General features: G+C 61.9%; 17 protein-coding genes. 4 read left to right on the top strand and 13 right to left on the bottom strand.

Features of this window, described 5'->3' with window-relative positions:
• Positions 1 to 30 precede the first annotated feature (30 nt).
• Entirely contained in the window at positions 31 to 1,329 is a 1,299-nt protein-coding gene (locus VFV96_01135) for an MFS transporter (protein HEU5068999.1), read from the top strand.
• A gap of 31 nt (positions 1,330 to 1,360) precedes the next feature.
• Here VFV96_01135 and VFV96_01130 read toward each other — a convergent pair whose 3' ends face one another.
• The 3 genes from VFV96_01130 to VFV96_01120 are packed head-to-tail and all read right to left on the bottom strand — an operon-like array spanning position 1,361 to position 3,070.
• Positions 1,361 to 1,861: a methylated-DNA--[protein]-cysteine S-methyltransferase gene (locus VFV96_01130; protein HEU5068998.1), complete on the bottom strand. Its 501-nt coding sequence runs from the start codon at positions 1,859 to 1,861 to the stop codon at positions 1,361 to 1,363.
• An 11-nt stretch (positions 1,862 to 1,872) separates the two neighbouring features.
• Entirely contained in the window at positions 1,873 to 2,385 is a 513-nt protein-coding gene (locus VFV96_01125) for a hypothetical protein (GenBank protein ID HEU5068997.1), read from the bottom strand.
• 10 nt (positions 2,386 to 2,395) lie between these two features.
• A complete protein-coding gene (locus VFV96_01120; protein HEU5068996.1) occupies positions 2,396 to 3,070 on the bottom strand; it encodes a hypothetical protein in 675 nt (224 codons plus the stop codon).
• Positions 3,071 to 3,274: 204 nt separating this feature from the next.
• Between VFV96_01120 and VFV96_01115 the strand changes: the two genes are divergently transcribed.
• Together VFV96_01115 and VFV96_01110 are read left to right on the top strand one after the other, a co-directional pair.
• Positions 3,275 to 4,069, top strand: a complete 795-nt coding sequence (locus VFV96_01115) for a thymidylate synthase (protein HEU5068995.1) — start codon at positions 3,275 to 3,277, stop codon at positions 4,067 to 4,069.
• 98 nt (positions 4,070 to 4,167) lie between these two features.
• Positions 4,168 to 4,641, top strand: a complete 474-nt coding sequence (locus VFV96_01110; GenBank protein HEU5068994.1) for a dihydrofolate reductase — start codon at positions 4,168 to 4,170, stop codon at positions 4,639 to 4,641.
• Between the two features lie 28 nt (positions 4,642 to 4,669).
• Here the strand turns inward: VFV96_01110 and glmM are convergent, their stop codons facing one another.
• Genes glmM through VFV96_01085 form a run of 5 tightly spaced genes read right to left on the bottom strand, consistent with a single transcriptional unit; the run spans position 4,670 to position 8,628 of the window.
• A complete protein-coding gene (gene glmM / locus VFV96_01105) occupies positions 4,670 to 6,052 on the bottom strand; it encodes a phosphoglucosamine mutase (GenBank protein HEU5068993.1) in 1,383 nt (460 codons plus the stop codon).
• Complete coding sequence (locus tag VFV96_01100; GenBank protein HEU5068992.1) at positions 6,049 to 6,507, bottom strand: CdaR family protein; 459 nt, start codon at positions 6,505 to 6,507, stop codon at positions 6,049 to 6,051. The genes glmM and VFV96_01100 overlap by 4 nt, the downstream gene beginning before the upstream one ends.
• Positions 6,504 to 7,391 carry a diadenylate cyclase CdaA gene (cdaA, locus tag VFV96_01095; GenBank protein ID HEU5068991.1) on the bottom strand — a complete coding sequence of 296 codons (888 nt, stop codon included), beginning with the start codon at positions 7,389 to 7,391 and terminating at the stop codon, positions 6,504 to 6,506. Before cdaA ends, VFV96_01100 begins: the two co-directional genes overlap by 4 nt.
• Positions 7,360 to 8,226, bottom strand: a complete 867-nt coding sequence (folP, locus tag VFV96_01090; protein HEU5068990.1) for a dihydropteroate synthase — start codon at positions 8,224 to 8,226, stop codon at positions 7,360 to 7,362. The genes cdaA and folP overlap by 32 nt, the downstream gene beginning before the upstream one ends.
• 12 nt (positions 8,227 to 8,238) lie before the next feature.
• Positions 8,239 to 8,628, bottom strand: a complete 390-nt coding sequence (locus VFV96_01085) for a VOC family protein (protein ID HEU5068989.1) — start codon at positions 8,626 to 8,628, stop codon at positions 8,239 to 8,241.
• Positions 8,629 to 8,712: 84 nt separating this feature from the next.
• On the opposite strand from VFV96_01085, the gene VFV96_01080 reads away from it, so the two are divergent.
• Complete coding sequence (locus VFV96_01080) at positions 8,713 to 8,976, top strand: YgdI/YgdR family lipoprotein (protein HEU5068988.1); 264 nt, start codon at positions 8,713 to 8,715, stop codon at positions 8,974 to 8,976.
• Here the strand turns inward: VFV96_01080 and VFV96_01075 are convergent.
• The 5 genes from VFV96_01075 to VFV96_01055 all read right to left on the bottom strand — a co-directional run bounded on the left by VFV96_01075 (position 8,960) and on the right by VFV96_01055 (position 16,273).
• Positions 8,960 to 9,565 (bottom strand): riboflavin synthase, encoded by a 606-nt coding sequence (locus VFV96_01075; protein ID HEU5068987.1) that lies wholly within the window; start codon positions 9,563 to 9,565, stop codon positions 8,960 to 8,962. The genes VFV96_01080 and VFV96_01075 overlap by 17 nt on opposite strands.
• Positions 9,566 to 9,634: 69 nt before the next feature.
• Positions 9,635 to 10,795, bottom strand: a complete 1,161-nt coding sequence (gene ribD, locus VFV96_01070) for a bifunctional diaminohydroxyphosphoribosylaminopyrimidine deaminase/5-amino-6-(5-phosphoribosylamino)uracil reductase RibD (protein HEU5068986.1) — start codon at positions 10,793 to 10,795, stop codon at positions 9,635 to 9,637.
• A 192-nt stretch (positions 10,796 to 10,987) separates the two neighbouring features.
• Complete coding sequence (locus VFV96_01065; protein HEU5068985.1) at positions 10,988 to 11,461, bottom strand: FKBP-type peptidyl-prolyl cis-trans isomerase; 474 nt, start codon at positions 11,459 to 11,461, stop codon at positions 10,988 to 10,990.
• Between the two features lie 99 nt (positions 11,462 to 11,560).
• The gene (locus VFV96_01060; GenBank protein ID HEU5068984.1) at positions 11,561 to 12,031 is read right to left on the bottom strand and encodes a VOC family protein; all 471 of its coding nucleotides are present in this window, start codon (positions 12,029 to 12,031) and stop codon (positions 11,561 to 11,563) included.
• Between the two features lie 324 nt (positions 12,032 to 12,355).
• Entirely contained in the window at positions 12,356 to 16,273 is a 3,918-nt protein-coding gene (locus VFV96_01055) for a zinc-ribbon domain-containing protein (protein ID HEU5068983.1), read from the bottom strand.
• Between the last annotated feature and the right edge of the window lie 12 nt (positions 16,274 to 16,285).

Below are 16,285 nucleotides of genomic sequence, written 5' to 3'. Positions count from 1 at the left end.
GCGTCGAGGGCGGCCGTTGGACCGGCCCCGCTGCCGCCGGGATTTCGGGCGCGGCGCGGATTGAACTGGGCGGTGGTGGGGCTGATGTATACCAGCTACTATCTCTGCCGCTACAACTTCTCCTACGCCAACAAGGCCATCGCGGACGAGTTTCACTACACGAAGTCCGACATGAGCACCATCCTGTCGGTGAACTTCATCGCCTACGGCTGCGGACAGATTCTCAACGGCTTGCTCACGGACAAGATCGGCGGCAAACGCGCCATGTTGATCGGTGCATTTGGCACGGTGGCCGTCAATGTCCTGTTCGGCGCGGCGTCGTTCTGGGGCCTGCTTTCGCTGTTCTCATTGTTGTGGGGCTTGAACGGCTATTTGCAGTCTTTCGGCGCGCCGGGCTTCATCAAGATCAACAGCTCGTGGTTCAGCGAGAAGCAACGCGGCACGTTTGCGGGCATCTTTGGCTTCATGATCAATCTCGGCCGGCTTGTCGCCAACAAGCTGCTGCCGGCGTTGCTCGCGGGATTCACGTTTCTGGGGATGTGGCAGGTGCCGCCGCAGCATTGGCGCTGGTTGTTCTGGATTCCGGCCATGGTCGCCAGCGTGGTGGCCATCGTGCTTGCCCTGTGCGTCAAGGATACACCCGAGGAATGCGGCTACCGTAACCTGTTTCCGGGGGAGGCAGATCACGCGGACACCAATATTCACGGGCAACTCAGCCTGGTCTTTAAGCAAATCGTGAGCAATCCCGTGGTCTGGATCATGGCCGCGGCGTATGCGTGCACCGGGGCGGTGCGGCAAAGCATCGACCAATGGTTCCCGCGTTTTTTTCAGGAGGTGCATCACCTCGACATGAACGGCGGCAAATTCCAGTGGCTGGGCTTTCTGATTCCCTTCGTCGCCTCGGCCGGTTCGTTGTTGTCCGGGTGGATTTCGGATCGCTTTTTCCATTCGCGCCGCGCGCCGGTGGCTGCAGGTGTTTACGTTCTGGAGGTATGCGTGCTGCTCGCGGCCACACAGGTGAAAACGGTGAACTGGGCGCTGGTGTTCTTCGTGCTCGTCTCGTTCACGGTGAATTCAACCCACTCCCTGCTCGGACCGGCGGCGGCCATGGACATCGGTGGACGCAAGATGGCCGCGTTCGCTTCCGGTTGCATCGATGCGTTCCAATACTTCGGCGCTGCGCTGGCCATCAAAGGACTGGGCTACGTGCTGGATGCGAAAGGGTGGGGCTATTACTTCTACTATCTCGTGCCGTTCGGCGTGGTGGGCGGGATTCTGATGTATTCCATCGCGCACCGGCACAGCCTGAAAAACACCGCCGCCTCCTGAACGCCGCGACGTTGCGCCGGCCGGCAGTGGCTCAGCACATCACAATGCCTTCAATGGCCAGCAACTTTCGCTTCCATTCCAAACCGCCGCTGAAACCGCCCAGCTTGCCGCCCGCGGCCAGCACGCGATGACAGGGAATCAGGAGTGGAATCGGGTTCGCTCCGCAGGCGCCGCCGACGGCGCGGACCGCTTTGGGCCGGCCAATGGCTTGGGCGATTTCGGCGTAACTGCGCGTTTCGCCACACGGAGTCCACGTCATCTCCTCCCACACGCGGCGTTGGAAATCCGTTCCGACCGACAAATCGAGCGGCGGAAGTTCACGCGGCGTGCGGCCGACGAGAATGTTTGCCACGGCTTCGGTGGTGAGCTGGTGCCAGGCGTGAATGTTTCCCACCGGCGGGATGGGGCGTCTCGGGGTTCCTTTTCCGGCTGGTGGGAAGTCCAGGGCGCAGAGCCCTTGCATCGAATAATGAGCGGTAAACGTCCCGGCGTTGGTGGCAATGGGCAGCGAGGTAATGGGCGCAGCGTTCATGGCTCGCGGTGTTAGTGTCCGTGGACAAAGACGGCAATCAACCCGATCAGCGCCAGCAACAAAATGGCCACCAGCGCGAGGAAGCGATTCCGGGCAATGCGCTTTTCCCGGCGCAGCGGACGCATGCCCTGAATACCCCCGGCGGCCAGATAATTGACCAGCTTGGGATTGCTCGCAGTCGGGGCGCGGAAATGCTCCCGCCAACGTCGCAGCAGCGCGGGCAGATCGTATTTGCGCACGCCGAATTCATTGAAATGCTCCGCGGTGGCCGGCGGTTCAACCGGCTTCATCAACCGCGCCGTATCCACCTTTTCAAAGACGGGCGCGGTCGGTGTGGGCGGCGGCTCCGGTTTCGGGGCGGCGGCCTGGCGCGGCATGGCGGTCGAACGCAGGCGCGGGCCGGTGGTTTGGCCGTCAACTTGCGACTCGTAGCGCTTGATCTTTTGCTCCAGCGCCGCGATCTCGGCATTCAAAGCCCGGGCGCGGTCGGAAATCGGATCGGCCTTTTTTTTGAACCAGGCCATGCGGAAGCCATCAGTGCCGCAACGCGAGGAAGATCATGACGCCCATGCCAGCCAGCGCCACGACGGCCAGCGGCCAGGTGAGGGCGAGCCCCAATTTGCACAGGTTGAAGAGACTCTGATTCGCCAGCAGTGAAGGCGCGGTCGCGGGCTGGCGGTCACTGCTGCTTTGAGGTTCCGGCCGTTGCCCGGAAAGAATCGGGAAACGCAGCCGGGCCGCGTTCCATTCCATTCGGGCGTTTTCGACCACGGCCAGGGCCCGGGACAGCTCGGTTTCAAAACTTTCCTTGTTCCAGGTTTCCTCGTTGATGCCGTTGAGCTGGTCGTGCGCGGTCCGAAACTCGGCGATGACGAGCTTCATCTGCTCGGCTTCCCGCCGGGCGTCGAATTCCGCCTTTTCCAACAATTCAAGACCGCGGCTCAGATGCTGGATCATCTCCTGCCGGCCGTTCGTCAATTCCAGCTGGCGGCGCCGCGTTTCTTCGAGGGCGGCCCGTTCCCGCTCGAGTTCCTCCTGCACACGCTTGAGCTCGGCCAGTTTTTGCTGCGCTTCGGTGACCTTGAGGTCAACTTCCTCGCGCGTGGGGGCGCGGGGGGAGAGGGAGGCGAATCCGGCGCTGGCGGCGGGCGTCTTGTGCGCTTGAAAATCGCTGTCCACAAACTCGGTTGAATCGTAATTCGAAGCCATGGGCGCGAGCATAGTCCCCGCTTCTGTGGCTGTAAAGAAGGGCGTGCAAGGGGCGCCAGCCGGGGCCGACGGCGGGGTTCAACCGGTCCGGCCGGGGCTGGATCCCGGGGTTCTGGCGGGGCGGGCGGAACCACAACTAAACTCAAGCACGCTGGATGTTTTGCCTTTTGACAGCGTTCCGGCTTAAATGGCTGCCCAGTTTTGATGAAGCCGTATCTCGATCTCCTCCGCCACGTGCTTGACCACGGGAAGTTCAAGGCCGACCGCACGGGCACGGGCACTTACTCGCTCTTCGGGGCGCAGGCGCGCTTTGATTTGCGCTCCAGCTTTCCGCTCGTCACGACCAAGAAGGTTCACCTTAAGTCCATCATCTACGAATTGCTCTGGTTTTTGCGGGGCGAAACGAATGTGCGCTGGCTCCAGGAACGCGGCGTGACGATCTGGAACGAATGGGCGGACACCACCGGCAACCTCGGGCGGGTCTATGGGGCGCAATGGACGGACTGGCGCAGTGGCGATGGCCGGTCCATCAACCAGATTGACACGGTCATCGAACAGATTCGCCGCAATCCGGACAGCCGGCGGCTCATTGTCACGGCGTGGAATCCCGGCGAGATCGAAGGCATGGCGCTACCGCCGTGCCACACGTTGTTTCAATTTTTTGTGCAGGACGGCGAACTGTCCTGCCAGCTTTACCAGCGCAGCGCCGATTTGTTTCTTGGCGTGCCGTTCAACATCGCCAGCTATGCGCTGCTCACCTTGATGGTGGCGCAAGTGACGGATCTCAAGCCCGGCGATTTCGTTCATACCTTCGGCGATCTGCACATCTACGCGAACCACCTCGAACAGGTGAAGCTGCAACTCAGCCGCGAACCGCGCCCGTTGCCGCGCATGAAACTGAATCCGGCGGTGAAGAACATTCATGACTTCCAGTTTGAGGACTTCACGCTGGAAGGTTATGACCCGCACCCAGCCATCAAGGCGCCGGTGGCGGTGTGAGACACGGTGTTGCCGGCTGAACGTTTGTTTCGGGTCGCAGGTTTTCCTGCTCACGGCCGCCTCCACAACTTGCAATTTTCAATCTGCACCTTGAAGCCATGAAAGTTTTTACCGCCATAGCCGCCATGTCGCTCAACCGCGTCATTGGGAACGGCAATAAAATCCCGTGGCATTTGCCCGAGGACTTCAAGTGGTTCAAACAGGTGACGATGGGGCAGGTGCTGGTCATGGGGCGCAAGACCTTCGAGTCCATCGGACGCCCGTTGCCGGGACGCGAAACCATCGTGCTGACGCGGAGCGACTGGACGCATTCCGGAGTAAAGGTCGCGGCCGGACTGGACCAGCTCCCCCTGGCTGAGGACGACCCGCGCACGATTTTCATCGCCGGCGGCGCCGAGATTTACCGGCAGGCCTTGCCACTTTGTGCCGAATTGCTGCTCACCGTGGTGAAACGCGAGGTTGCCGGCGACGTGCTGTTCCCGCCGTTTGAAGGGCTCTTCGAGCTGGCCGAAACCATTCGCGAAACGTCGGAGTTTGACATTTGTCGGTATCGCCGCCGGAGCGGCAGCTAGGCGTGGCGAAACAAGCCCGTTGGGCGGTTCATGTTCCAACTTGCTTGCGGACGGCGTCCGCAATGGCCTGGGACCATTTGCGCAGCTCCGCTTCGTTGCGGCCTTCCATCAACAACCGAGCCTTCGGTTCCGTTCCGGAGTAGCGGAGGAAGACCCGGCCGCCTTGCGGCTGGACGACGGCTTCGGCCTGACGGACGAGGTTGAGCACACCGTCCAGTTGTTCGAAGGGCTTCTTTTCGCGCACCTTGATGTTGGTCACAAGCTGGGGATAACGCGTCCAGCACTGCTTCAACTTGGACAACGGTTCGCCGCGTTGCTTCATGATGCGCAGCACCTGCAGGGCCGCCACCAAGCCGTCGCCGGTGGTGGCGTGATCGCGGAAAATCATGTGGCCGCTCTGTTCGCCGCCAAGGTTGAATCCGCCGCGGAGCATTTCATCGATTACGTTCTTGTCACCCACGGCGGTCCGCAGCACGCGCCCCCCAGCCGCGCCGATGGCGGCGTCGAGGCCCGCGTTGCTCATGACCGTGGACACCAGGGTCTTTTCCGCCAGCGTGCCTTGCGCCAGCATGTCCAGCGCGGCGATGGCCATGATGTCGTCACCGTCGATCAATTCGCCCTTTTCATCGCACAGCAGCACGCGGTCGGCGTCGCCGTCGTGGGCAATTCCGAGGTGCGCGCCGTTTTCGCGCACGCGGGCGCAGACGGCTTCGGGGTGCATCGAACCGCAGTCGAGGTTGATGTTGCGGCCGGTGGGCTGGTTGCCATAGACGATGGTTTCCGCGCCCAGTTCGCGCAACACGCAGGGCGTGGCCTTGTAGGCCGCGCCGTGCGCGCAATCCACCACGACACGCACACCGTCGAGCGTCATGCCGCGGGGGAAGGACGCCTTGGTGAATTCGATGTAGCGGCCGAGGGCGTCGTCAATGCGCACCGCCTTGCCGATGGCGTCCGCCGTGGGCCGGATGTTTTCGATTTCCCCGCTGAACACGAGGTCCTCGATCTGCGCTTCGATGGCGTCATCCAGCTTGTAGCCGTCGGCGCGGAAAAATTTGATGCCGTTGTCGGCGTAGGGATTGTGCGAAGCAGTGATGACGATGCCGGCGTCGGCGCGCAGGCTGCGCGTCACATACGCGACGCCCGGAGTGGGCAGGGGACCGATAAACAGCACGTCCACGCCCATGGACAGGACGCCGGACGAGATGGCGTTTTCGAGCATGTAACCCGAGAGCCGCGTATCCTTGCCGATGACGATTTGGTGCCGGCCGTGACCGCGGGCCTCGGTTTCCAGGTTCTTGAAGACGTGGGCGGCGGCGCGGCCGAGCTTGAGCGCGATTTCCGCCGTGACGGGTTCGATGTTGGCCACACCGCGAACGCCGTCGGTGCCGAAAATTTTTGCGGGTTTGTTCATGGATTGGTTGCGGACGGAGAGGGTTCGGAGGGGGTGGTGGCCGGCGGGACAATGACGTCAACCTCTTCCGGAGTCACCTTGGTGAAGGTGACTCCCGGTGGCGTGAAGACCTGGATGCGCTTGCGCAGGTTGTCGGCGGACGCAATGTCGGTCAGGTCCACCATGGGATGAATCTGGTCGCGCTGCAAATGGTTCAGCACCGCCTCGTCGCCCTGCACCGTGACATCCACTTCCGCCGGTTGCACGGTGTAATCATGCACGTCGGCGGCCGTGGACATGACCACCACGCGCAAATCGTAGAAGGTGCGCTCGGACGTGGAGACGGGACCGGCCACGCTGACCACCTCCTTGCGGATGGAGAAGGAAACGGCCAGCCACGTCAGCACCGCCAAAGCCAGGGAGAACACTTTCAGCGGCCAGTCGCGAATGAACAAATAATGCAGGATTTTGATCATTGGCCGCTCGTCGAATCAGGCTGCGATTCATCCTTCGGGAACAGGGCTGGCGCGGGTTCGTGCGCCTGGCGGTCGGTGAAACGGCCGCGCACCCAGGACAACATGCCGCGGGTCTTGGCCGGTTCCACCAGCAGCGACGTAAGAAACGCCCGCAGCTCCTGCAGGGTCACGCCCCGCGTCAGATGCCCCTTGTAGGCGTAGGACACGGCGCCGGTTTCCTCGGAAACCACCACCACGACGGCGTCGGTTTCCTCGGTCAGACCGATGGCGGCCCGGTGCCGGGTGCCGAGCGATTTGCTGATGTCCTGCCGCTGGGTCAGCGGGAAGATGCACGCGGCGTAGGCAATGCGATCACCTTTCATGATGACCCCGCCGTCGTGCACGGCATTGTTGGGAAAGAAAATGGTTTCGAGCATTTCGGGCGTCGCCTCGCAATCCACCACGATGCCCGATTCCACCGCCTCCTGAAGATGGATCGACTGTTCGATGGCGATCAAGGCACCGATGCGCACTTCCGAAAGGCGTTCGCACGTTCGAATGATGACTTCGATGTTCTCGCGCTGTTCGTGCGCGCCCTTCAAGGTCGGGAGGTTGCCCAATTCGGCGAGCATCCGCCGCAACTCGGGCTGGAAAATCACCAGCACCGCCAGCGCGAAGAAGGCGAAGAAGTTCGAAAGCAGCCGGCTCAAAACCTCCAGCTTGAGGAGCAGGGTGATGATGGTGAGCGCCAGCAACACAACAAGGAAACCGGTCACCACCGGTGCGCCCCGGGTGCCGCGGATGAAGCGGAAGGCCGTGTAGAACCCCACCGTCAAAATGAGGATCTCCAGCGGCGGTCGCCACCAGCCGCTTTCAATTCCGGTTTTGAATGTGTCCCAAGTCACGTGTTGCCTTCGTTATTGCTTCCGCCACGCGCACCGCCTGACAGGTTGCCGCCACGTCATGCGCCCGGATGATTTGCACCCCGCGGGCCACCGCCAGACTGGCGCAAGCCAGCGAGCCCGGCAACCGTTCTGTAACCGGCGCCGGCACAATGTTTCCAATGAATGATTTGCGCGAAACGCCGAGCACCAGCGGGCGTGCGAACCTTGTAAAACTCCCCAGTGCGGCGAGCAACTGTAAATTGTGCGTCGTGCTCTTGCCGAAGCCGATGCCCGGATCCAGCGCCACTTGCTCCGGCGCCACCCCGGCGGCGGCCAGCCGCTCCAGCCGTTCGGCGAAGAACGCACCAACCTCCCGCACCACGTCCTCGTAGTGCGGCGCGGTCTGCATCGTGGCGGGGGTGCCTTGCATGTGCATGCAAACATAGCCTGCTCCGGCCTCCGCGACGAGCCGCCACATTTCCGGCTCCGCGCGATGGGCGGCCACGTCGTTTACGAGACTGGCGCCGGCGGCCAGCGCGGCCCGCGCCACGGCCGGCTTGACGGTGTCGATGGAGATGGGCACCGGCACGCGGCCGGCCAGCGCTTCAATCACGGGAATCACCCGGCGCAATTCCTCCGTTTCGTCCACGCCGGGCGAACCCGGCCGGGTCGATTCGCCGCCCACGTCCAGAATCTCGGCGCCCTCCCGCACCAGCATCTGCGCATGGGCCAGGGCCGCTTCGGGTTGCAAAAACTGCCCGCCATCGGAAAACGAATCGGGCGTGACGTTGACCACGCCCATGACCAGGGCCGGTCGCGGGAACTCGAACTCAAACTGGCGGGCGTGAAACCGCATGCACAGGCGCCGTTACGAACCCGAGCGCTGGATCAGCTCGATTTCGTAACCTTCCGGCGCATCGATGAACGCAAACACCGTTCCGGTTGAGGTCGTGGTGGGACCGTCGGAAAATTTCAGCCCGAATTTCGCCGCGTGGGCGGCGAAGGCTTCCAGGCTGTCCACTTGAAACGCGAGATGCGTCAGGTCCGGTTGCACCTGCACGCTGCCGGCACTGGGGTAATGGCAAATCTCGATCAGTTCCTCGCTTTCCGGCGCCTTCAGGAACACCAGTTCGGAGCCGCGCGGCGATTTGTGGCGCCTGACCTCCGCCAGCCCCAGCACCTCCCGGTAGAATTTAACCGTGCGTTCGATGTCGTTGACGCGATAACGGGTGTGCAGCAGCTTGCGACAGATTGTCATGCACCCACGATAACCGGCATGGCGGGCATGGCAACGCCGGATTGTGCATTGACGGCGGGAGGGCGGGTGGTCTAAATCGCGTTTATGAACACCCGATTGCTCCGAACCGCATTCCTGCTGCTGTTGTTGTCCTTCGGCCTGGCCGGGTGCGCCCGCAACTACACCATCGTCACCAACGGCGGTCAGATGATTTCGGCGCGCGGGAAGCCGCGTTACGATCGCGCCAATGCCGTGTTCGTTTACACCGACCCGAACGGACGGGAGCGCGTCATTCCCGCCGGCTCGGTCAGCCAGGTGGCCCCGGCGTCCGAGGCTTCGAGCCAGTTCAAGTTTACGAACGGGCGCTGAGGAAGCGCTCGACGTATTTCCCGAGGATGTCCGCTTCAAGGTTGACGTAGTCGCCCACCTTGCGTTCGCACAAGGCCGTGACCTCAAAGGTGTGTGGAATGATCCAGATGCGGAATCCCTTTTTTGTGACGGCCGCCACCGTGAGGCTGATGCCGTCCACCGCCACCGAGCCCTTGAACACGATGTAGCGCCGGACATCCGCCGGGGCTTCGATGTCGAGGACATGATCCTGGCCGGCGCGTTCCCACCGCACAATCCGGCCCAGCCCGTCCACGTGGCCGGTGACGAAATGCCCGCCCAGTTCGCCGTTGGCGCGCAGGGAAGGCTCAAGGTTGACCAGGGCACCAGGGCCGGTGAACTGCAGATTCGTCCGGCGCCAGGATTCCTGCAGCAAATCAAATTGCGCCAGCCGGTCGCGTCCGCGGGCCGCCAGTTTGACCACGGTCAGGCAACAGCCGTTGACGGCAAGGCTGTCGCCGAGCTTGAGCGCCCGCAGCGCCTTGCGGCCGCGAATGGTGATTTCAATGGACTTCTTGGTCGGCTTGATGCGCTCGACCGTTCCGGTTTCAACAACGATGCCTGTAAACATGATGGGAGGTTTGCGGGCGGTGGTTGGACGCGCCAACGCGCCGCGCCAGCGCCGTGAGGGTAGCGCGAATCAGGCGTTTTCAACAAGTGCCGTCAGCAACAAATCCGGTCCCAGCCGGTGCCATTCGACGTCCTTGAGCCGGCGCACCTCCGCCAACGAAGCCGCGCCGACTCCGGCCACCGCGCGCCGGGCCTCGCGGCCACCCAGGATTTTGGGCGCGTAAAAGAACGCCACGCGCTGCGCCAGCCCGCCGAGCAAAAACGAGGCATTCACCTCACCGCCGCCTTCCACGAGGAGGCTGGTTACGTTTTTGGCGCCAAGCCGCCGCAACAACCAGCGCAAATCCAGCCCCGGCTTTTCGCGACTTGTGATGGTGGCTTTCGTCGTTGGTGCCACGAGCACCTGCACGCGTTGGGCGAGCGCGGCCACGCGTTTGCGCGGCGCCCGGCGGCTCACGACGAGGGTGGTCAGCGTTGCATTCGCATCCGTCACCACCCGCGCGGTGAGCGGCGTCCGGGCAAGGGAATCCAGCACAATCCGGCGGAGCGGATGCGGCGTGGTCTGGCGGGCGGTCAAACTCGGATCATCCAGAAGCACGGTGTTGACGCCGACGAGAATCGCGTCGCTGCCTTGCCGCAGGTGCAGGCTGTGGGTGCGTGCCTTTTCACTGGTAATCCATTTCGACTCGCCGGCAGCCGTGGCGATTTTGCCATCCAAAGTCATCGCGGCCTTCACCGTCACGAACGGCGTGCGATGGACAATCCAATGATTGAACGCCTCGTTCAGGCGGCTGCATTCCCGATTGATCGCAGCCGCATCTGCGCTTTGACCGCGGCGGGCCGGGGCCACAACCTCAATGCCCGCGCGGCGGAGAATGCGGAGGCCCTTCCCGGCGTGCTTCGGATTGGGGTCCGGCGTGCCGACCACCACGCGACGGATGCCCGCATCAATGATGGCGTCGGTGCACGGCGGCGTGCGGCCATGGGTGCAGCAAGGCTCCAACGTGACGTAAAGCGTCGCGCCGCGGGTTGCCTGTTGGCGTTGCTGCGCGTCCCGCAGCGCCTCGATTTCCGCATGCGGGAGACCGGCCCGATGATGCCAGCCGCGGCCAATGACTTTCCCGCTGCGCACCAGCACCGCGCCGACCATCGGATTGGGCGAGGTCGCACCATATCCGCGCCGGGCGAGCTGAAGCGCCTCGCGGAGAAATTTCAGATCACCGGCGGTCATGGTTGTTGGCGCTGCTCCATCTCCGGTGCCGGCGGCAAGGATCTGCCCTGTCTCCGAAAACGGCCTGCGCGCGAGTGACACATGAAACGTTGTGCGGTTGGCGGCCGAAACGCAGGCTCCCTCAGTGCCCCGGCGACTGATGTTGCCCAAGATTTTGCCGGGAACCAAGGCGCCACCACTTCGGCGGTTGCATTATTCGATGCCGAGCAATTCCACTTCAAACACCAGCGTGCTGTTCGGGGGGATTTTGGGACTGGGACTTTTTTCGCCATACGCGAGGTTGGGTGGGATCACAAACTTGAACTTGTCGCCCACCTTCATGAGTTGCAGCCCTTCAGTCCAGCCGGGGATGACCGAATTCAATGGAAAGCTGGCCGGTTCACCGCGCTCCACTGAACTGTCGAACACCGTGCCATCCAGCAGCGTTCCGTGGTAGTGCACCATCACCGTATCGGTGGCCTTGGGCGAAACCGTGCCGGTGCCATGCTTCAACACCTGATACTTCAAACCACTGGCGGTGGTGATCATTTCGCCAACCGTCGGCGTGGCGGTGGCCGTGGGAGCGTTCGTGCTGACCGGCTCGTTGCCGCGGTTTTGCGTGGAGGAATCGCAGCCAAGCAAACAAAGGCTGACGGCCGTGATCGCCGAGAATCGGAGAGGAGTCATAATCATCGGCGAGCAGCTTCGAGGCAGCCGCGCGACACGTCAAGCTGACTTGCGGGGCGGAAGCCGCCCCCCTTCGCGTGGGTGGGGTGTGCCCGCAGCTCAACATTTCGCCATCTTCGCCATCCATGCCTTCGAGTTCTCGGCGATCTGCTCCGGCGTGAGGTCGAGCTTGCGCGAGGCGATGGACCATTGATGGCCGAACGGATCTTCGACCACGCCGTAGCGGTCGCCCCAAAACGTATCGGACACCGGCATGCGGATGATGCCGCCGGCCTTGACCGCACGGTCGAACGCGGCGTCGGAATCCGGAACGTAAAGATGGAGGAACACGCTCGTGCCGCCGCGGCTTTTGGGTGACAGGGCCTGCGGCGGAAACTCGCTGGCAAGCATGATCACCGAATTGCCGATGGTCAGTTGCGCGTGCATCAGCAGCTTGCCGTCGGGCGTCATCAGGCGTGAATTCTCCTGCGCACCAAACGCGTGCTTGTAGAACTCAATCGCCGCCGCGCCGTCAGTCACGACGATGTGCGGGGTGAGCGTATGGAATCCAATCGGGATGGGGTTGGTCATAACGTGCCTTTCAGTGGATGGTTGATTTGTGATGCGGGAGGATAACCACGAAACACACGAACCACACGAAAACAAATCGCCACTAAAGAACGCAAGGGACGCAAAGCCTTTCCCGCTCCGCTCCATCGGATGGTGGGGAGAGGGATGGGATGAGGTGAGGAATTTTGGAATTAGCTCGAACCGCGAAATGGACCAACTACACGAACGGATTTCAACGCAGAGACGCGGAGGCGCAAAGGGCTGAAAGCCCGCAGATGATAGCCCGGGGCAACGCCCCGGGTTAATCGTTCCACAATGTTTCCAAGCCCTGTAAGGGCGACACAATCAGAAGTGCAATTCTACGCCAGCCTCAGGCGCACGCTCCGTCTTCATTGCCCGAATATGTGTGAACTTCCACGCATCGCGCACCTCGACGATCGCGAACCCAAGCTTCTTCAATCCCGCCACGAACGCGTCACGATCCGAAAAACGCGACGTGGCCTCGAACACATGCAACTGTCCGTCCAGCTTCAGCACACGCCACGCTTCGCGCAGATAATCCTTGAAGTTCGGGCCCATGAGCGAGAGCGAGAACAACGCAACGTCGAGCGTCCCATCCTCCAGCGGCGTCTTCGTCATGTCACACGCGACCACCTCATCGTTCGCGGCCACGTAATCAAAGCTATGAACCGTGTGCCGGTCCGCGAGCGCTTCCGCCACTTTCGCTTCGCCGCACCCGAAGTCACCGATGACGTAATCACTCCGCTGCTTCGCCCAGCGGATGAACTCCTCAAACGGCACGACTGACCAATCCTTCCGCGCCTCACGATATAGTGTGTGATACTGCGCCCACTCCTCGGGATTCTCCCGCAGCCGCGCGTGCGTCGTCGTGCTGCGACTCTGATTCCATGTGCGGGTCATCGCTGAGAAATCGCCATACTTCCGCGCGCGCCGCTCAACTTCCTCGCCATCATCCTGCGGCAACGGCACGACGATGCGCGCACGCTCGATCACTTCCACGCGCCCAGTCGTCAACCGATCCAGCCAGCCCATCACGTCCTGATACGCCTGAGCCGACGTGCGCAAGTGGCCTTCTGGCACGACGCCATCCACCGCCGCGTCCGCAATGGATTTCTTGAAATGCAGCCGCCGCATCTTCGAGCCGCACCACGACCACCGCTGCCCGTTCACGTCCGCGTAAGTAATCGGCACGATGACCGTCACCTTGTCCGCGTGCTGGCCTTGCCGGAAGATGCGCCCCTTGAGTTGCTCGAACTCCGCGTTCGTCCACGGCAGCACATTGATGACGAGCCGCTGGCAAACTTCCTGAAGTCCATCCACGCCCGTCCCGATGGCGCTCGAACCAATCAGCACATCCACGTCGCCGTGCAGAAATCCCTCCAGCCCGCTCTTGTCATCGCCCGTGAAAAACCCCACGCGCCAGCCGTCCTCGACCAGCGCCTTGTAGAGCGCCGAATCAATGTCCTGAATGTAATGCGTGTAAAGCAGCGTCTTGGGCCGAATGCTTTGCCGGATGATCGGCAGCCGCACGCGCGTGAGAATCTGTTCCAACGCCAGCGGGGACCCGTTGCGCCCGAGTGCCTTGATCTCCTCAATGGCCTCGCCGCAATCCACCTCCGGCGTCTGCACGTCGCACACGATCTGGTAATCCGGCAGCCACCGCGTGCCCAGCGTCACCAGCCGCTGATGCAGCTTCATGCAATGCGCCACCGTCGGGCGCGTGTTCAGGTCGTCGTGCGCCAGCCCCGACACCATCTCCACCAGACTCTTGCCCTCCTGCAAATTGTTGATCACCGGCGTCGCCGACATCCCCAGCACGCACAACCGCGGATTCTTCGCGGCGGCCAAGCTGATCAACGCCGTCACCAGCTTCTTGCGCTTGGAAAGATTCTCCGCCGTCCGCTGCTTCGTGAAATGAATCTCATCCACCACCACGAAACCCGCAGCCTCCTGCTTCGCGAACTTCCGCACCTTCTTCTCCGAATCCTCCTGCTGAAACGCCTCGTAATTCAACACCACGTAACGATGCGCCGCCGCCGCTTTGCCGAAACCCGTCTCATCGCCCGCAATCGCTGCCCAATCCGGCGCGAGCGTCTTCGTCGCCACCAGACTGTCCGGGAATGCGTTCAAAATCGCCGCCTTCCAACCCTCAACCACGCTGTTCGGACAACAAATCACCGTCAGCTTCGCGCCGACCACGCGGCTTGCCAGGACCGCCGAAAGCGTCTTGCCCGCGCCCGTGCCCGACCAGTTTCCCTCGCGCCGCTTGTGCTGAATCCGCGACGCCACCAGCCGCTGCATGAGATTCGGCAGCGCCGGCCTGCCCTCCACCTTGAACGAATAACCCGCCGGAATCTCCAGCGCCTTCACGCGCTCATACTCGGCAAGAAATTCCGTCCGCACCCGCTCCGCGTAAGCGTCGCCTTTGAAATCCCGCGCCTGCGCCATGGCGGCGGACTCGTCGCGGAAAGCGTGCTTCCAAATTTTCGCCAGCGCCGACGCCACGAGAAACTCGACCGCCTCCTGATCTGCCGACACGACCACCGCCGACTGCAACGACTTGAGCACGTTCTCTGTTTCCGCCGTCGGCAACTCCGCGCTCTCCTCCTGCGCCTCGCCGACGACGCCCAACTCCTCTTCCTTCGCCGCGCCCGGCTGCTGCTCCGCCAACGCCTCCAGCGTCAGCGACGAATCCGCAAGGAACGAATCCACCAACGACTTCTCGCCCTTGCAGAACTTCTCAATCTCGTCGAAGGGGAATCGGCCTGTCGCAAGCGCGTCGAGAAACGCTTGGCTCTTGCGGACTCCAGCAAGCAAGCCGTTTTGCTGAAACAACACGTAAAGTTCGGCTGGCGTGAAGGTGGAGAGGTGATGCTTGAGCGAATCAACGAAGCCGCGAATCGCGGGTATCGTCCAGCCGACTTTGCAAATCGGGCAACCGTTCTTGAGCACGCTCCGGTTCTTCGGACTTGTTCTCCACTCGTGCGCTGGATTACGCGAGCATTTCCACCAAAATTTGCGCGCAGATCCCACTGTCACATCACGCGGCGTTAGATGTTCGTTTTTCGTCGGATGCCATTCGGCGGCTAATTCGGGCGAGACCACAGCAAGAGACCGCTCTGGTGAAAGTGTCCACGAGCTACAATACGGACACCCATTGCCTCGCTTAACTCGAGGCTGTATCCGAGCTTCCCATTCGTGTTCTGGATTTTTCGAGCACTTCCACCAAACTTTTCGCGCACTGCCCGGCGTGACAGCGTCCGGCTTGCGTTCGCCATTCTTTGTCGGATGCCACTCGGCAGCAATTTGTGGAAACAGAGCGGCAAGAGAGTTCGTTCCGTCAGCGTATTGTCCCGCGCAAAACGGACAACCGTTCCCACGTCGGGCACGGTTTCCTACGCTGCACTCCCATTCGTGCGATGGATTAGCCAAACAGCGCCACCATACCTTCCGAGACGAACCCTCATGCACATCTCTCGGCGTCACGCCTACGTTTTTGGCCGGATGCCATTCCCTCAAAAGATCAGGATGGGTTTCAGAAAGCGGCTTTCGTTCGCGCGAATTGCTCGCGATGCGGGAGCAGATGGGACAACCAAGTTCAGGATGTTGAGCCCGCGAACGAATTTTTGATTTCCACGAATGCGCCTCAACCTTCTGACATTGCCACCAAGCGTCGAATTTGCTGGCGGCAGGAAAATCTGTGGGCTTGTGCTCGCCGTTTTTTGTCAGATGCCATTGCTCAGAAAGTTTCGGATAGCGACTGCCGAATGAGTTCTCTGAAGTCAATTGCCGACCCGAACAGTAAGGACAGCCGCTTCCTTGACCAGTGCGCCGGACAACGGTTGTCCTCCATTCGTGCAGAGGATTCTTCGCACAACGCCACCAAAAGTATTTCGTGCTGCGATGAAACAACTTATCCGGCGTCGTATTGCCGTTCTTAGTCGGATGCAACTCCGCAGCGATGGCGGGATAACGCCCAGCCAAGGAATCTTCGGGTAGAAACTTCTTACCCGCGCAGAATGGACATGCATTGCCTTGGTTGGTTCGATGCCACGGACGCGCTTGCCACTCGTGTCCTTTTGGACAAACCCACCAAATAGGCGATGTGTTGCTCGCCTGAACATCATCCGGCGAGACGTTGCCGTTTTTGGTGGGATGCCACTGAGCCGCGAGCTGCGGATGCGATTTGGCGAGCGGCACAAGGGCCTTCTTCTCCCGGCTTCGTTTCCCGGTCTGGCTCATGCCGCCATTGTT

The sequence above is a fragment of the Verrucomicrobiia bacterium genome (assembly GCA_035765895.1).
Classification (GTDB): Bacteria; Verrucomicrobiota; Verrucomicrobiia; order Limisphaerales; family DSYF01; genus DSYF01.
Note: the sequence above shows the minus strand (reverse complement) of the source record. Positions and strands in the feature narration are given on the sequence as shown.

What these genes read in the sequence shown, in the direction of transcription:
- VFV96_01130 (HEU5068998.1), bottom strand. Translation starts at nt 1,861, where the DNA reads ATGAACGCTGCGCCCATTACCTCGCTGCCCATTGCCACCAACGCCGGG.
- VFV96_01125 (HEU5068997.1), bottom strand. Translation starts at nt 2,385, where the DNA reads ATGGCCTGGTTCAAAAAAAAGGCCGATCCGATTTCCGACCGCGCCCGG.
- VFV96_01120 (HEU5068996.1), bottom strand. Translation starts at nt 3,070, where the DNA reads ATGGCTTCGAATTACGATTCAACCGAGTTTGTGGACAGCGATTTTCAA.
- VFV96_01115 (HEU5068995.1), top strand. Translation starts at nt 3,275, where the DNA reads ATGAAGCCGTATCTCGATCTCCTCCGCCACGTGCTTGACCACGGGAAG.
- VFV96_01110 (HEU5068994.1), top strand. Translation starts at nt 4,168, where the DNA reads ATGAAAGTTTTTACCGCCATAGCCGCCATGTCGCTCAACCGCGTCATT.
- glmM (HEU5068993.1), bottom strand. Translation starts at nt 6,052, where the DNA reads ATGAACAAACCCGCAAAAATTTTCGGCACCGACGGCGTTCGCGGTGTG.
- VFV96_01100 (HEU5068992.1), bottom strand. Translation starts at nt 6,507, where the DNA reads ATGATCAAAATCCTGCATTATTTGTTCATTCGCGACTGGCCGCTGAAA.
- folP (HEU5068990.1), bottom strand. Translation starts at nt 8,226, where the DNA reads ATGCGGTTTCACGCCCGCCAGTTTGAGTTCGAGTTCCCGCGACCGGCC.
- VFV96_01085 (HEU5068989.1), bottom strand. Translation starts at nt 8,628, where the DNA reads ATGACAATCTGTCGCAAGCTGCTGCACACCCGTTATCGCGTCAACGAC.
- VFV96_01080 (HEU5068988.1), top strand. Translation starts at nt 8,713, where the DNA reads ATGAACACCCGATTGCTCCGAACCGCATTCCTGCTGCTGTTGTTGTCC.
- VFV96_01075 (HEU5068987.1), bottom strand. Translation starts at nt 9,565, where the DNA reads ATGTTTACAGGCATCGTTGTTGAAACCGGAACGGTCGAGCGCATCAAG.
- ribD (HEU5068986.1), bottom strand. Translation starts at nt 10,795, where the DNA reads ATGACCGCCGGTGATCTGAAATTTCTCCGCGAGGCGCTTCAGCTCGCC.
- VFV96_01065 (HEU5068985.1), bottom strand. Translation starts at nt 11,461, where the DNA reads ATGACTCCTCTCCGATTCTCGGCGATCACGGCCGTCAGCCTTTGTTTG.
- VFV96_01060 (HEU5068984.1), bottom strand. Translation starts at nt 12,031, where the DNA reads ATGACCAACCCCATCCCGATTGGATTCCATACGCTCACCCCGCACATC.
- VFV96_01055 (HEU5068983.1), bottom strand. Translation starts at nt 16,273, where the DNA reads ATGAGCCAGACCGGGAAACGAAGCCGGGAGAAGAAGGCCCTTGTGCCG.